The following is a 14,704-nucleotide window of genomic DNA, read 5'->3' on the forward strand; positions in this document are numbered from 1 at the left end:
AACATGCCCGCGCCCTGGGCGCGGTGTCCTCCGCCGACCTGCCAACGCTACCCCACCTCCCTGAGAGACGCCCCGACGGCCCCGGCGGGGGCCGCGTCGCACCGGCGGTCGTCACCTTCTACGCTGTGCAGAGCGGATGCTGCGTACGCCCGCCCGAGTCGAGGAGCCCTCATGACCGCCGATCCCACCGGCCGCCGATTCATCCTGACCCGCGACGGGGTGACCGCCGAGATCGCTCAGGTCGGCGCGTCGCTGCGCGCCCTCGCCGTGGCCGGAACCGACCTGATCTCGCGGTACGCCGACGACATGGCGACCCCGTCAGCATCCGGCGTCGTCCTCGTCCCGTGGCCGAACCGCATCAGCGGCGGTGTCTGGGACGACGGGGGCGAGGCCCGGCGGCTCGCGATCACCGAGCCCGCGCTCGGAAACGCGAGTCACGGTCTGCTCAGGTTCTCGCCGTACACCGCCGACGCCGAGCCGACCGACCGCGTGACCCTCCGCGCCGAGGTCTACCCGCAAACGGGGTACCCCTTCCACCTCGCGACCTCCGTCACGTATTCGCTCACGGACACCGGCGTGCACGTGCGACACGAGCTGCAGAACGTCGGCGGCACCCCCGCTCCCGTCGCGCTGGGCACCCACCCCTTCGTCGAGATCGGCGGAGTCGACACGGCAGATCTCGTCATCCGCTCCGGTGGGACCACGAGACTGGTGCTCGACGAGAAGAAGATCCCGCTCCGAGAAGAAGAGGTGGATGCCGACACCGATCTTCGCGGGGGACGACGTGTGGGCGACCTGTCACTCGACACGACCTACCGCGGGATGCCCCGCGATGCCGACGGGCGGATCCGCCACACGCTCACGTCGCCCGACGGTCGCATCCTGACCCTCTGGCAGGGAGTCGGCTTCGAATGGGCGCAGGTCTTCACCACCGACCGCTACCCGCAGCGAACGCTGGCCCTCGCGATCGAACCGATGACGGCACCCCCGAACGCGTTCCGGACGGAGATCGACCTTCGGCATCTCGCCCCGGGCGAGAGCTGGACTCTCGAGTGGGGCATCGAACTCGCGCACTGAACTCGATGCCCCCGTCGTCGACGGCGCGCGCGGTATCCAGCCAACTCTCAGATTCGCGTTCTCCCCCGTGACAATCCGGTCACATGCGGGAGATACCATGTGCACGACGGCTTGCCGTCACGCTGGGGAGCGAATTCTGGATGGAACCCGGCGTTCGCTTTCCGGCGGGTTGAAGGGGCTTGGGGGTCCCGCGGGGAGGAGGACGCCCCGTTAGTCCTGGATGGAAAATGCCCGCGTCGACTGTCGCCGCCCCCCTGCCCCTCCGATTCGCGTCGCCGTCCCTGCGCGCGATCGGCGGTCGGCTGACGACGATGCACTTCGGCGCCGGCGCACTGCTGATCCTGCTGAGCGGCATCCTCGCCAGCATCCTGACGACCACCGATCCCCTGTGGTGGCACCTGCACTTCAGCCAGCTGGGCACCTTCCGAAACACGTCGGGCGACTTCTTCAACGGAACGCTCGTTATCGGCGGAGCGGTCGTCACCCTCTATGCGCGGAGCGTCGGGCGAGATCTGCGGCGCCTCCACCGCCTGCACGTGCGCCGCGGGTCGGCCCTCGTCGCGCAGCTCTGCCTATCGGTCGTGGGCGTGAATCTCGCCCTGGTCGGGTGCATTCCGCTGAACACCAACAAGACCATGCACGACAACGTCGCCGGCTCGATGGTGCTGGGGTTCGCTGCCCTCTTGCTGACGTCGCCGTTCTTCCTGCACCGGATGCCGAAGCGCCTCCACCTGACGACCGCCGTGGTGTTCGCGGTCATCTTCGCCGGCGCATGGCTTTTCGTCACCGAGACGATCAACCTCGCCCTGTTCGAAGTCATCGCCACCAGCGCGATGTTCGCCTGGTCGGGCGTCTTCACGCGGTGCCTCGCGGCCCGCGTGAAGACCGTCACTCCGACGGGTGTTCCCGTCGGTAATCGCGCCGCGACGCCGGCGGCTCGTCGCCACCTGCCGGTGCACTCGCGCCGACCGGTGTCGCAGCCGATGCGCCGTCGTCCGATGACGCGCCCCGTCGTTCTGCGCGACGGGCTGCGCGCCGCTCACGCCCCCCTTCGACAAGGGTATAGAGCGTCGGCAGCACGAGGAGCGTCAGGACCGTGGAAGACACCAGGCCGCCGATCACCACGATCGCGAGCGGCTGTGAAATAAAGCCGCCGTGCCCGGTGATCCCCAAGGCCATCGGGGTCAGAGCGAAGATCGTGGCGAGCGCGGTCATGAGGATCGGCCGCAGTCGACGTGAGCCACCGGCGATCATCGCCTCGGCGACATCGAGACCCTTACGACGGTACTGATTGACGAGGTCGATCAGCACGATGGCGTTGGTCACGACGATGCCGATCAGCATCAACAGTCCGATCAACGAAGCGATGCCCACCGGGGTGCCGCTGATCAGCTGGAGAATGATCCACCCGGTCGCCGCGAACGGGATCGACACCAGCAGGAGCAGCGGCTGAAGCAGCGATCGGAACGACGCGACCATGATGATGTAGACGATCAGGATCGCCGCGAGCATCGCGAGGAAGAGCTGGAAGAAGCCGTCCTGTTGCTGGGTCAGCACACCACCCACCTCGGCGTCCGCCGAATCGGGAAGCTGAGCGTCAGCGAGGGCGGCGGTCACCGCGGCAGACGCCACGTTGAGGTCGTCGCTGCTCGGCGCCACGGTCACCGTGGCCGTCTGCTGACCGCGCACCGTCGTGATCGATGTCGGCCCGTCGGTCTCGTCGACGGTGGCGATCTCGTCGAGGCGCACGAGGCCGGCGGCGGTCGGGATCTCGAGCGCCCGCAGCTCGTCGATGGTCGTGGGGCGATCGGCGACCGCGAGGTACACCGTCAGCGCGGTCTCGTCGATCTCCACGGAACCCGCGGAGCTCGGTTGCATCGTGTTCGACACGAGACCGCCGACGGCGACCTCTGACAGCCCGCGCTCCGCGGCCGCGTCACGATCGACCGAAACGGCGATGTACGGCAGCGAGGCCGAGAGGTTGCTCGTCACCTGCCCGATGCCCTCGCGACCCTCGAGCGACGAAACGACGGCGTCGGTCGCGTCCTGCAGCGTCGCGCCGTCGGGCGCGGTCACATCGATCTCGATGTCGCTGGAGCCGAAGCCCCCACCGGAGGCGGCGACCGAGATGGTGCCGACATCGTCGAGGTCGGCGACCGCGTTCTGCACGTCTTGCCGCACGACCTCTTGATCGGCGTCGGAGTCGGTGGTCACCGAGTAGGTGACGCCCGCGCCTCCCCCGCTGAACGCGTCGCGGAGTGCCGAGCCGGTCGAGCCGATCGACACCTGGACCGTCTCGATGCCGGCCACGCCCTCCAGAGCCGTCTCGACCCGCTGCGCCGCGGCGTCTTCGGTGTCGAGGCTCGCGCCGGGGGCGACCTGCTGCGTGACGGTCAGCGTGTTCTGGCCGGAATCGCTGAGGAAGTTGATCTTCATGAACGGAGCGAGGAAGCCGGTGCCGACGAGCAGCACGAGCGCCAGGATCAGCGTCACGGCTTTGTGCGCGAGAGTCCACCGCAGCACGGGCAGATACCGCTTCTGCAGGCCACTCGGGGGCGCGGCCGGGTCTTCGGGGTCGATGGCCCGGCCCTCGGCATCCATCACCGGTTTTCCCGGCCGCAAGAACCAGTAGGCCAGCACGGGCACGATCGTCAGTGCCACGAAGAGCGAAGCCACCATGGCGATCGTCACGGTCAGCGCGAAGGGCCGGAAGAGTTCGCCCGTGAGGTCGCTCACGAAGGCGAGCGGCAGGAACACGGCGACGGTCGTCAGCGTCGAGGCCGTGACCGCCCCCGCCACTTCGCGCACCCCGAGAAGGACCGCCGACAGCTTCTCGGCACCTCCGACATAGTGCCGCTTGATGTTCTCGATCACGACGATGGAGTCGTCGACGACGCGGCCGATAGCGATCGTCAGAGCGCCGAGCGTGAGGATGTTGAGCGAGTACCCGAACGCCTGGATGCCGATGAAGGTGATCAAGACGCTGGTCGGGATCGAGATCGCGGTGACGAGGGTCGAGCGCACCGACAACAGGAAGATCAGAATGATGATGACGGCGAACACGAGTCCGAGGAGGCCCTCGAGCGCCAGCGACTCGATCGACTGCTGAATGAAAGGTGCCTGGTCGAAGACGACCGTGAAGGTGGCACCCTCGAGCGTGGACTCCAGGTCGGGGAGCACCGCCAGCACTCCGCGCGACACGTCGACGGTGTTGGCCGAGGGGAGTTTCGTCACGGCGATCGTGAGCGCGGGCTCCCCATTGACGCGCGAGATCGAGGTCACCGGGTCGGCCTGCTGCTCGACGGTGGCGACGTCGCCGATCGTGACCGTGCCGTCCCGTGCCTGGGCGGCCTCGGTGGGAACGAGCGGCAGCGCTGCGAGGTCATCGACCGACGTCAGCTTCGCCCCCGTCTGCACGGTGAGCGTGCTGGCCCCCTCGGTGATCTCGCCGCCCGGGAAGAGCACACCGTTCTGGTCGAGCGCGTCGGTGATGGCCTGCTGCGAGAAACCTCTCTCGGCGAGCTGAGCCTGGTCGGGCGTGATGGTGACGCGCTGCCCCGTGCCGCCGACGATCTGCGCGGCGTTCACGCCGTCAACGTCTTCGAGATCGGGCACGATCGACGATTCGAGAATCGCCTGTGCCGCGTCGCTGTCGGCGTAGCCCGTGACCGCGAGCTGGATGACCGGGAAGTCGTCGGTGCTGATCGCGACGACGTTCGGCTCGAGGTCGGCGGGCAGCTCTGAGGCGATGCGGTTGATCGCCTGCGTCATCTTCTGCTCGGCCGTGGCGAGGTCGGTTCCGTACGTGAAGGAGGCCTGCACGATCGAGGCGTTGGTGGTGCTCGTCGCGGTCGTCGACTCGAGGCCCGGTACGCCCTGGATCGCCGTCTCGATGGGTGTCGACACGTCATTGCTGACGACCTCGGGCGAGGCGCCAGGGTAGGTCGTGACGACCGACAACGAGGGGAACTCGATGGAGGGGATGAGCTCCTGCTTGAGGCTCGTCAGCGCCAGTCCCCCGAACACCGCGACGACGATCGTGACCAGCGCGATGAGCGCCCGGTTCTTCAAACTGAGGATGGCGAGGTTCGACACGGGGGTCCTTCGCGGATCACGGCGGTGCGGGGCCGATACAAAGATGTATCGAACTCAGTATTCCACGCGGTTTCCGCTCGAGATGCGGGATGCGGGGGTTGGTCACCCCACGAGACTGCCGACGGCGAGCCCCGCCACTGCCGCCAGGATCGACCCGACGAACGTCCCGACCGCGTACAGGACCGCCGCCGGCGCCCGCCGCTCTTCTGCGAGCAGAACCGTGCCGACCGACACCGAGCTGAACGTGGTGTACCCGCCGAGCAGACCTGCCCCGATCACCCAGACACCCGTCACGCCCGCGATCCCGGCCGAGACGAAGCCGAGGGTGAAGGCGCCGGTCAGATTGACCAGCAGAATCCCCCACGGCACCCGAGCGCCCAGCATCCGAGTCACTCCCATGTCGACGAGATAGCGCAGGGCCGCCCCCACGCCTCCCGCCGCGGCGGCGGCGGCGAACAGGAGCGGTGTCACGCGCGCCTCCTGCCGCGTCCGAGGCGCAGGCCCAGAAGCGCTGCGAGCACCCCCGCGACGACGGAGCCGATTCCCCAGGGAAGGAGGGCCGGGTCGGATGCTTCGAGAACGAGCGCGCTGTAAGTGGTGAAGCCGCCCAGCACCCCCGTGCCGAGGAACATCTGCGCGGCCTGGGTGCGCGGGCCCACCGGGACACGAGCGAGCCGGCCGACGACGAACCCGAGGGCGAAGGAACCGACGACGTTCACCGTCGGAACGAGTGCCGGACCGAGAACCTCACCGAACGCGAGGGTGAGGGCGATGCGCACCGCCGTACCGAGCGCGCCGCCGAGGGCGACCAGGCCCAGATGTGACCACGAGAACACGGGCCCCACCCTACGACCCGCGGCGATCATCTCGAGGAAGAGTCGCCCGAGTGCGTCGAAGGCGCCTCTGCGGCTACTCCCCCGTCTGGGGTACGTCAACCCCCGTGTCACCCGCGAGGAAAGTCGGGATCGTGGTTCTTGCGACCAGCGGCAAGCGAGCGTCGCGGATTTCTCCTACAGCCCCCTGGGGTGGGTCGGCGTTTCGGGTACGTCGGATCCACCGATGAAAGATCGCGAATCTGTTCGCGACCCGCGGATGCCACGTCCTTTCCCCCACGGACGTGGCATCCGCTTCTTCACGCCGCCTGCTGCGTCAGCGCGTCGCTGAGGAAGCGACCGTGCGCCAGTGCTTCCTCGTGCGCCGCGCGGCCGATCTCGGCAGCCACGTCGGTGAACTGATCCATCGCCGGGTTCTGCCCGACGAGAGTGAACTCCCGCGTGACGACGCGGAGGTCGAGCCCCCACACATCGTCGAGGATGCGGCGCATCCAGCCCGTCGCGTGATCCCACCCCTCGCGGGGCGCGCCTGCGCGGTAGTTTCCGCCCTGGACGGTCGCCAGTACCGCTGGCCGCCCCTTCAGGGTGGTGCTCCCCGGCTGCATGCGCGGGTCGGTCACGACGAGATCGACCCACGACTTGAAGTGCTGCGAGACGCCGAAGTTGTACAGGGGAACGGCGAAGAGATACGCGTCGGCCTCGACGAGTTCGTCGACGAAACCGGACGCGAGGTCGACGGCCGCCCGCTGATCCGCGCTGCGCTCATCGGGTGCGAGCCCTCCGGCGGACACCGCGGCACCCCAGGCGGTGGCGGGCACCGGATCGACACCGATGTGGCGCCGGAGAACGGTCGCAGCGGGATGGGCGGCGACCCATTCCGTTTCGACCACGTCGCCGAGCGCGCGGCTGAATGAGCCCTCGTTTCGGATGCTGGCATCCAAGCGGAACAGAACCATGGGAACCCCTTTACTCGCGATTTCGGTGTCACTTGTAATTTACTAGCGACATGAAAAAAGCTAGCACAGGTAGAATCGGCGGGTGACCGCCCCCCTCCCCCACGACGCACCCAGTTGCGATGCGGCGATCACCCACGCCTTCGGCGTCTTGGGGAAGCGCTGGAACGGCATGCTCCTCGCGGTCCTCGGCGAGGGCGAGACGTCGTTCTCCGACCTTCGCCGCGCACTCGACGGGATCAGCGACTCCATGCTGTCGGAGCGGCTGGGAGAACTCGCCCGAAACGACCTCATCGTCCGCACCGTCGATTCCGGCCCGCCGATCAGCGTCAAGTACAGCCTGACCCCCGCGGGATGCGCGCTCGTGCCGGCGCTCGATCAGATCCGCGAATGGGCGACGGTGCACCTGCAGCACCCCGCCTGAGCCCTCACAGGCGTCGATCCCCGCGAAGCGACAGAACCACCTCGACTCTGGCAAGACGCGATATATCGTGTTATCGTGCTGACAACGCGATATATCGCGATCATCGGAAGAGGAGTCGGACATGACACTGGAGAAGTGGATCATCCACCCCGGCGAGACACGGGTCATCGACATCGAGACCGTCCGCTCGCTCAAGGTGGGCCTCGTCGGAGGGCAGATCGACGTCGTCGCCCACGATGAGCCCGGCGTGCGCATCGAAGTGCACGGCGTGACGGTCAAGGACCTGCGCATCGAGATGACCGGCGACGCCCTCGAGATCGACCACCCGCAACTGCGGTGGGACAACTTCCTCCAGGTGTTCCGCAACTTCGGCGCCGGGGGCCCCAAGGCCGAGATCAGCCTCGCGGTGCCTCGCGAGATCGCCTTCACCCTCGGAGTGGTGAGCGCGAGCGCGCTCGTCTCGGGACTGAAGACCTCCGCGAAACTGAACACCGTCTCGGGCGACATCATCGTCGACGGCCTCGACGGCGACCTGACTCTGAACGCCGTCTCCGGCGACGTGCAGGTTCGCGAGCTGCGCGGCACCCTCAGCGCCAACAGCGTTTCGGGCGACATCGCCGCCACCGGTGCGATCACGAAAACCTCTGCCGACACCGTCTCGGGGTCGGTGCTGGTGGATTCGACCGGACCCGTCCACGCCATCAACATCAACACGGTGAGCGGCAACGCGACCGTCAGACTCGACGAGGGGCTCGCCGCGAACTATGTCGCTCGAACCGTGAGCGGACGCGTTCAGGCGGACGGCATCGTTCGCTCCGGCTCCGGACCGACGAACTACACCGGTTCGAGCGGTGAGCTCAGCGGCAACTTCGTCGACGTTCGAACGAACGCGGTGTCGGGCGACCTGACCGTGCTGCGTCGCCCCGCGATCAGCTCGACGACCGCTCCGGAAGTCGCTCCGACGTCGCTCCCCGTGGTCGACGGAACCTCGTCGGAGGAACTGAGCTGATGGCCCCCGTCTTCTCCCACGGCGACCTGCGCCTCTACCTGCTCAGCCTGCTGGCCGAGTCGCCGCGTCATGGATACGACCTCATGCAGGCGCTGTCCGACCGCACCGGCGGGACGTACACCCCCTCTGCCGGAACCATCTACCCCCGGCTCGCGAAGCTCGAAGAAGAAGGTCTCGTGACGAAGACCGTCGACGGACGAAAGACCGTCTACGCCATCACCGACGCGGGCCGCACCGAGGTCGCAGCGCGCGACGGCGACCTCCGCGGCATCCAGGACGACCTGGCCGACAGTGTGCGGCTCATCGCCGACGAGGTTCGCGGCAGCGTGCGTGACGCCATGCGGAGCCTGCGCGCCGATCTCGCCGCCGCGTCGCGCGAAGAGCGGACGGAGCCGGCGCCGTCACCCTCGGCCGAAGACCCCCGCACGCGGAGCCGCGAGCAGATGCACCGGGCCGATGCGCTGCTGAGCGACTTCCGCGCACGGGTGCGCAGCGACCTGCGGACGCACGTCGCGCGAGGAGGAACCCTCACCCCCGCAGCCGTCGACGCCCTCGAGGCCGCCCTCGACGATGCGTCCCGAAACCTCACCAGCGCCGCGCGCGGCTGAGAGGTTCGTCGTCAGACGCCCCAGTCGATCTCTTCGTCGTCGGGCACCGGCTCGCCCAGCGGCACCACCAGCACCGGCCGGTGCTGCCGGTGGGCGAGGCGGGCGGCGACCGAACCGGTGAAGAACTCACGGATCGACTCACCGAAACCGCGCCTGCGGGTTCCGACGACGAGGAGCGGTGAGTCGATGCGCTCGGCGAGGTGCGCCAGCGCCATCGCGGGGTCACCGATGAGCTGGTGCACCGACCAGCGCACGTCGTTGCCCGCGAGGGCCTGCCGAGCCGCGGATTCGACCTCGGCGAGTTGGGCCCGCGCCGCATCGGCTCCGGCCTCGATCGGCGTCGAGTGCACGTACCCGTCGGGGTCTTCGAAGGTGATGAACCGGGTCACGTCGACGTGCACGACCGCCAGCGGAACCGACGACAGCGTCGCGTAGCGCGCGGCCTCGACGAAGACCCGGGGCGAGACGCCCGGTGCGACGCCCACGATCACGGCGCCTCGCGGAGCATCGACCTTCGTCGTCGCCGAGCTGTCGGGGAGGAGGGATGCTTCGTCGCTCATGGATCGCCGTCTTTCCTTCGCCCCCGACGCGGGGAGCGCGGGAGGCCACCGTGATATCCTGAATGCTACTCTTACCGGCTTGCTCCGGATCCGTGAACACCGGGCGAGACCAGCCCGAGTCTGTCAAATGAGGGGGTCTCGCATGGGGCGTGGCCGTCAAAAGGCGAAGCACACCAAGATCGCCAGGGAACTGAAGTCGTTCAGCCCGTCGGTGAACTACTCGGCGCTCGAGCGCGAACTCGGGCACGCCGACGTCGACGAGAACTCTTACGAAGACAAGTGGGCCGACACGGTGAGCGACGACGAAGAGAGCGAAGGCGAAGAAGAGTCGCCCCAGTCCTCGACGTCGCACGTCGCCCGCTGATCTGAACGAAGAACACCCGTCCGCAGCCCGGACGCGAACAACGGCCGACGACACCGAGGTGTCGCCGGCCGTTGTCATTCGTGGTTACGCGAGTCCGCGGCGCCGGCGGTGCACGGCGTACGCGCCGACCGCGAGCATCGCACCGGCAATACCCGCGAGAACCCACGGGGCCGAACCACCGGTGATCGCGAGAACCCCGGTGGACGGGCCGCCGCCCGTGCCCGCCACGACGGGCGTGCTGGAAGGCGACGGCGACGACACCGGCGCCGGATCGGCCGTCACGACGACCTGCGCGGTGAGCACCGTGCCGGTCTGTGCGCCCGTCACGGTCACCGTGGTGGCGCCGAGCTCTTCCGGTGCGGTGACCGTGAAGACGCCCGTGCCGTTGAGGACGTCGACCTGAGCGGGATCGGTGGGCTCGGACCCGATGAGGGCCGTGGCCTGCCAGTCCGCGTCGAGACCTGACGTGGTCACGGTGAACTCCGCGCCGGGGGCGACCTCTGTCGGCGCCGCCAGGGTGGCGTCACTGCTGAGCTTCGTCAGATCGCGCTCCAGACCGAGGGCGTTGGCCGAGGTGAAGAACAGATCGGTCTGGTCGGTCAGGCCGACGACGTTGGCCGCACCGGGGCCGTAACCCGCGATGCGCACCTGCGAACCGGTGTGCTGCTGCGAGCCACCGGCGGCCGAGGTGCCGTACGCGACGATCATCTCGCGGCCCTCGTCGGTGAGCAGGTTCGTGTTCAGACCGGGAATCGCCGAACCGACGATCTGGCTGGTGTGCGCGTGGTCGGCGGTCACGACGACGAGGGTGTCGCCGTCGTTCTTGGCGAACTCGAGCGCGACCTGCACGGCCTCATCGAGGTCGACGGTCTCGCCGATCTGGCCGCACGCGTTGGCGGCGTGATCCTGCTTGTCGATGCTCGCGCCCTCGACCTGCAGGAAGAAGCCTTCTTCGTCGTCGAGCAGATCGATCGCCTTAGTCGTGAGCGAGGCGAGCGAGAGCCCTGTCTCGAGGCGAGCCGGGTTCTCGGTGCACGGCACGGCAGGCGGCAGCGTTCCACCGGCGGTCAGGTCGACCGCCGCCGGTCCGTTCCACCGCACCGGGAAGTTGCCGGCGGTGAACAGCCCCAGAACCGGGGCGTTCGCGTCGGCCTCATCGATCGCCGCGAGGCCGGCCGCGTCGTCGACGATCTGGTAACCGCGGTCTTCGGCCTGTGCGAAGAGGGTCTGACCCGCCCAGGGGCCGGCCTGTGCGATCTCGGTGAAGCTCGCCGAGCCGCCGCCGAGGGTGACGTCGGGCCGCACGTTCAGCAGCTGCTCGCTGATCGAGCCGAGGCCGCCCTCTTCGAGCGATTCGGCGTTGCATTCGAGCGTGGTCTTGACCGGCCCGTAGCATCCGCGCTTCGAGATGTGCGAGATCTCGGCCCCCGGCGTCGCGTCCTGGATCTCGGAGGTGGACACGTTGCCGGTCTTCATGCCGTTCGCCTTGGCGATCTCGAGCAGGGTCGACTGCGGCGTGTTCTGGTAGTCGACGCTGAGCTTGCCGTTGACCGTCTTCGTGCCCGTCGACCACGCCGAAGCCGTCGAGGCGGACTCGGACGCGTAGTTGGGGTTTCCCTGCTCGTCGACCGCCCAGTGCACGTACTGGCCCGTGAGGGGCAGCGCGTCGATGCCGTCGAACGTGCCGCCGGCACCCTCGGCGTAGTTGCGGGCGACGGTGATCTCGGAGTCGCCCATGCCGTCACCGATCAGCAGGATGACGTTCTTGGCCCCGCTGTCGTCGAGGGCGTCACGAATGGCGTCGGTGCGGTCGTCTTGGTTGCGTGCGGCACCACCGTTCTCGGTGATGGGGATGTCGGCGGCGGCGGTGGCGGGGAGGGCGAAGCCGAAGCTGCCGACCGCGAGCGAGGCGACGGCGAGGGCCGACCACGCGACGCGCGCGGTCGTTCCCGGAGTGCGAGATGTCATCGAGGGGATCCTTCTCTAGGTCGCACCGGCGAACACCGATGCCTTCCCAGACAACTCCTCGATCAGGAAACGCAGAGTGGGCGGCAGGTGACCAGGAGGCGAACGGCACACGTCATCGACGTCCGCCGTGTCGCGTCTGCCGCGCCGGGGTCACGACGTCTGCGAGCCCTCGACCCACGCGAGGTATTCGGCCGAGACGGTGCCGGTGATGTACCTACCGTCGAAGCAGCTCATGTCGAGGTCGGTGACGTCGGAGCCCTCGAGGATCGCGGCCTTCAGGTCGTCGACCTCTTGGTAGACGAGGTAGTCGCAGCCGAGTTCGGCGGCGATCTCGGGGATGGTCCGATCGTGCGCGACGAGCTCGTCGCGCGAGGGCATGTTGATGCCGTACACGTGCGGGTAGCGCACCGGCGGGGCCGCCGAGGCGAACGTCACGGTCTTCGCGCCCGCATCCCGGGCCATCTGGATGATCTCGCGACTCGTCGTGCCGCGGACGATCGAGTCGTCGATGAGCAGCACGTTCTTGCCCTTGAACTCGCTCGACATCGCGTTCAGCTTCTGCCGCACGCTCTTCTTGCGCACCGCCTGCCCCGGCATGATGAACGTGCGCCCGACGTAGCGGTTCTTGTAGAAGCCCTCGCGGTACTCGATACCGAGTTTGCGGGCGACCTGCATGGCGGCGGGGCGCGACGAGTCGGGGATGGGCATCACCACGTCGATCGCGTCGATCGGGGTGTACTTCGCAATGGTGTCGGCGAGGCGGTCGCCCATGCGCAGGCGCGCTTCGTAGACCGCGATCCCGTTCATGACCGAGTCGGGCCGAGCGAGGTAGACGTACTCGAACGAGCACGGGACGAGCTCGGGATTCGGCGCGCACTGCCGGGTGTGCAACGTGCCGTCGAGGGCGATGAAGACCGCCTCACCCGGAAGCAGGTCGCGGACGACCTCGAACCCGGCGTTCTCGAGCACGAGCGACTCGGACGCGACGACCCACTCGTACCCCGAATCCCCACCCTCGGTGTGGGTCGCGGGATCGACGGCGCGGGTGCCGAGGATCAGCGGACGGATGCCGAAGGGGTCACGGAACGCGAGCAGGCCGTACCCCGCGATCAGCGCGATCGCCGCGTACGATCCCTCGACGCGTTCGTGCACGCGCGTGACGGCCGCGAAGACCTGCGCGGGGTCGAGGTCGGGGCCGCCGATCTCGGACTGCAGCTCGGAGCCGAGGATGTTCACGAGCAGCTCGGTGTCCGAGCTGGTGTTGAGGTGACGCCGATCGCGGTGGAACAGCTCATCGGTGAGCTCGCGCGTATTGGTGAGGTTGCCGTTGTGCACGAGCACGATCCCGTACGGGGCGTTGACGTAGAAGGGCTGCGCCTCTTCTTCGTTCGACGCGGTGCCCTTCGTGGCGTAGCGGACGTGCCCGAGTCCGATGCCGCCGAGGAGCGTGCGCATGTCACGCGTGCGGAAGCCCTCGCGCACCATCCCGCGGGCTTTCGAGATGTGGAAGATGCCGTTCGACTCGGCCGTGGCGATACCCGTCGAATCCTGCCCCCGGTGCTGCAGCAGAAGAAGGGCATCGTAGATCTCTTGATTGACCGAGCCCTGGCCGACCATTCCGACGATTCCGCACATGTGGTGGTGTTCGCTCCGTTATTCGGCGTCGTTAGTCGGCGTATGTACCGACGAGGCGTACCGCTCCGCCGTCGACGCCCTTGGCGCCCTGCTCGAACTCGCCCTCCGGAAGCGAACCCTCGCGGACGGTGCCGACCGGCCACGTCGCGATCCCGAGGTCGGCGAGGTGGGATGCTGCAGCATCCGCCCGTTCCGGTGACACGACGGCGAGGAAGCCGATGCCGAGGTTCCACGTGCCCTCGGTCTCGGCGAGGCTGAGCCCGCCGAGCTCTGCGAGCACGCGGAAGACCGGCGACGGCGACCATGTCGAGCGGTCGATGTCGACCCAGGATCCGCGGGGCAGCACACGCGCGAGGTTCGCGGCGATGCCGCCGCCGGTGACGTGGGTGAGCGCGTGCACGCCGCCGTCGAACGCGTCGACGAGGCCGAGAAGCGGTGTGGTGTACAGACGCGTCGGCTCGAGGAGGGCTTCGCCCCAGGTGGTTCCGAAATCTTCGGCGGTAGCGCCGTACTGGATGCCTCGACCAGCCACGATGTGGCGCACGAGCGAATAGCCGTTCGAGTGCAGGCCGCTCGAGGCGAGGGCCAGCACCACGTCGCCCGGGCGCACCCGCTCGGCGCCGAGGATGCGGCCTGCCTCGACGACGCCGGTCGCCGCGCCCGCGACGTCGTAGTCGTTCGGACCGAGGAGTCCGGGGTGCTCGGCGGTCTCGCCGCCCACGAGCGCGGTTCCCGTCTCGGCGCAGCCTCTCGCGATGCCCGCCACGATGTCGGCGATGCGCTCGGGGAAGAGCTTGCCGCACGCGATGTAGTCGGTCATGAAGAGCGGTTTCGCACCCACCACGACGATGTCGTCGACGACCATGCCGACCAGGTCGAGGCCGATCGTGTCGTGCTTGTCGATGGCCTGCGCGATGGCGACCTTCGTTCCGACGCCGTCGGTGCTGGTGGCCAGGAGCGGCCGGGTGTAGCCGAGGAGGGCCGACGCGTCGAACAGACCGGCGAAACCGCCCACTCCGCCGAGAACCTCGGGTCCGTGCGTGCGGCGCACCGCGGCCTTCATGAGCTCGACCGCGCGGTCACCCGCCGCCGTGTCCACACCGGCATCGGAGTAGGGATTGCGGGGAGCATCGGCCACGACCCCCAGCCTACCGGCGCCCCGCGTGCCGGTCTGCGCC

13 protein-coding genes and 1 pseudogene are annotated in these 14,704 nt (G+C 68.5%); 6 read left to right on the forward strand and 8 right to left on the reverse strand.

The window, feature by feature from the left end; genetic code table 11:
• Positions 1 to 171 precede the first annotated feature (171 nt).
• Both ACFXQA_RS03900 and ACFXQA_RS03905 read left to right on the forward strand, forming a co-directional pair.
• Positions 172 to 1,077 (forward strand): aldose 1-epimerase family protein, encoded by a 906-nt coding sequence (locus ACFXQA_RS03900; protein WP_394518483.1) that lies wholly within the window; start codon positions 172 to 174, stop codon positions 1,075 to 1,077.
• Positions 1,078 to 1,388: 311 nt separating this feature from the next.
• Positions 1,389 to 1,922: pseudogene (locus tag ACFXQA_RS03905) on the forward strand (DUF998 domain-containing protein); the annotation flags it as partial.
• Between the two features lie 43 nt (positions 1,923 to 1,965).
• Here the strand turns inward: ACFXQA_RS03905 and ACFXQA_RS03910 are convergent.
• From ACFXQA_RS03910 to ACFXQA_RS03925, 4 genes are all read right to left on the reverse strand, one after another.
• The gene (locus tag ACFXQA_RS03910; protein ID WP_394518484.1) at positions 1,966 to 5,172 is read right to left on the reverse strand and encodes an efflux RND transporter permease subunit; all 3,207 of its coding nucleotides are present in this window, start codon (positions 5,170 to 5,172) and stop codon (positions 1,966 to 1,968) included.
• A 102-nt stretch (positions 5,173 to 5,274) separates the two neighbouring features.
• The gene (locus ACFXQA_RS03915; protein ID WP_394518485.1) at positions 5,275 to 5,643 is read right to left on the reverse strand and encodes a fluoride efflux transporter FluC; all 369 of its coding nucleotides are present in this window, start codon (positions 5,641 to 5,643) and stop codon (positions 5,275 to 5,277) included.
• Positions 5,640 to 6,008 carry a fluoride efflux transporter FluC gene (locus ACFXQA_RS03920; RefSeq protein WP_394518486.1) on the reverse strand — a complete coding sequence of 123 codons (369 nt, stop codon included), beginning with the start codon at positions 6,006 to 6,008 and terminating at the stop codon, positions 5,640 to 5,642. The genes ACFXQA_RS03915 and ACFXQA_RS03920 overlap by 4 nt, the downstream gene beginning before the upstream one ends.
• Before the next feature lie 296 nt (positions 6,009 to 6,304).
• The gene (locus ACFXQA_RS03925) at positions 6,305 to 6,961 is read right to left on the reverse strand and encodes an FMN-dependent NADH-azoreductase (RefSeq protein WP_394518487.1); all 657 of its coding nucleotides are present in this window, start codon (positions 6,959 to 6,961) and stop codon (positions 6,305 to 6,307) included.
• A gap of 82 nt (positions 6,962 to 7,043) precedes the next feature.
• Between ACFXQA_RS03925 and ACFXQA_RS03930 the strand changes: the two genes are divergently transcribed.
• From ACFXQA_RS03930 to ACFXQA_RS03940, 3 genes are all read left to right on the forward strand, one after another.
• A complete protein-coding gene (locus tag ACFXQA_RS03930) occupies positions 7,044 to 7,382 on the forward strand; it encodes a winged helix-turn-helix transcriptional regulator (RefSeq protein ID WP_394518488.1) in 339 nt (112 codons plus the stop codon).
• Between the two features lie 121 nt (positions 7,383 to 7,503).
• Positions 7,504 to 8,391, forward strand: a complete 888-nt coding sequence (locus ACFXQA_RS03935) for a DUF4097 family beta strand repeat-containing protein (RefSeq protein WP_394518489.1) — start codon at positions 7,504 to 7,506, stop codon at positions 8,389 to 8,391.
• Positions 8,391 to 8,999 carry a PadR family transcriptional regulator gene (locus ACFXQA_RS03940; RefSeq protein ID WP_394518490.1) on the forward strand — a complete coding sequence of 203 codons (609 nt, stop codon included), beginning with the start codon at positions 8,391 to 8,393 and terminating at the stop codon, positions 8,997 to 8,999. The genes ACFXQA_RS03935 and ACFXQA_RS03940 overlap by 1 nt, the downstream gene beginning before the upstream one ends.
• A gap of 11 nt (positions 9,000 to 9,010) precedes the next feature.
• Here ACFXQA_RS03940 and ACFXQA_RS03945 read toward each other — a convergent pair whose 3' ends face one another.
• Positions 9,011 to 9,559, reverse strand: a complete 549-nt coding sequence (locus ACFXQA_RS03945; RefSeq protein ID WP_394518491.1) for a universal stress protein — start codon at positions 9,557 to 9,559, stop codon at positions 9,011 to 9,013.
• 142 nt (positions 9,560 to 9,701) lie between these two features.
• Here ACFXQA_RS03945 and ACFXQA_RS03950 point away from each other — a divergent pair, with 142 nt between their 5' ends.
• Positions 9,702 to 9,923, forward strand: a complete 222-nt coding sequence (locus ACFXQA_RS03950) for a DUF3073 domain-containing protein (RefSeq protein ID WP_394518492.1) — start codon at positions 9,702 to 9,704, stop codon at positions 9,921 to 9,923.
• Between the two features lie 84 nt (positions 9,924 to 10,007).
• Here ACFXQA_RS03950 and phoA read toward each other — a convergent pair whose 3' ends face one another.
• The 3 genes from phoA to purM form a co-directional block, all read right to left on the reverse strand.
• Positions 10,008 to 11,891: an alkaline phosphatase gene (gene phoA, locus ACFXQA_RS03955; RefSeq protein ID WP_394518493.1), complete on the reverse strand. Its 1,884-nt coding sequence runs from the start codon at positions 11,889 to 11,891 to the stop codon at positions 10,008 to 10,010.
• Positions 11,892 to 12,041: 150 nt separating this feature from the next.
• On the reverse strand, positions 12,042 to 13,526 hold the full coding sequence (purF, locus tag ACFXQA_RS03960; RefSeq protein WP_394518494.1) for an amidophosphoribosyltransferase: 1,485 nt from the start codon (positions 13,524 to 13,526) through the stop codon (positions 12,042 to 12,044).
• A 31-nt stretch (positions 13,527 to 13,557) separates the two neighbouring features.
• Positions 13,558 to 14,664, reverse strand: a complete 1,107-nt coding sequence (gene purM / locus ACFXQA_RS03965; RefSeq protein ID WP_394518495.1) for a phosphoribosylformylglycinamidine cyclo-ligase — start codon at positions 14,662 to 14,664, stop codon at positions 13,558 to 13,560.
• Positions 14,665 to 14,704 lie beyond the last annotated feature (40 nt).

The organism is Microbacterium shimangi (assembly GCF_043556445.1).
Taxonomy (GTDB): Bacteria; Actinomycetota; Actinomycetes; order Actinomycetales; family Microbacteriaceae; genus Microbacterium.

Coding starts and splice junctions, on each gene's coding strand:
- ACFXQA_RS03900 (WP_394518483.1), top strand. CDS start 172: ATGACCGCCGATCCCACCGGCCGCCGATTCATCCTGACCCGCGACGGG.
- ACFXQA_RS03925 (WP_394518487.1), bottom strand. CDS start 6,961: ATGGTTCTGTTCCGCTTGGATGCCAGCATCCGAAACGAGGGCTCATTC.
- ACFXQA_RS03935 (WP_394518489.1), top strand. CDS start 7,504: ATGACACTGGAGAAGTGGATCATCCACCCCGGCGAGACACGGGTCATC.
- ACFXQA_RS03940 (WP_394518490.1), top strand. CDS start 8,391: ATGGCCCCCGTCTTCTCCCACGGCGACCTGCGCCTCTACCTGCTCAGC.
- ACFXQA_RS03945 (WP_394518491.1), bottom strand. CDS start 9,559: ATGAGCGACGAAGCATCCCTCCTCCCCGACAGCTCGGCGACGACGAAG.
- ACFXQA_RS03950 (WP_394518492.1), top strand. CDS start 9,702: ATGGGGCGTGGCCGTCAAAAGGCGAAGCACACCAAGATCGCCAGGGAA.
- phoA (WP_394518493.1), bottom strand. CDS start 11,891: ATGACATCTCGCACTCCGGGAACGACCGCGCGCGTCGCGTGGTCGGCC.
- purF (WP_394518494.1), bottom strand. CDS start 13,526: ATGTGCGGAATCGTCGGAATGGTCGGCCAGGGCTCGGTCAATCAAGAG.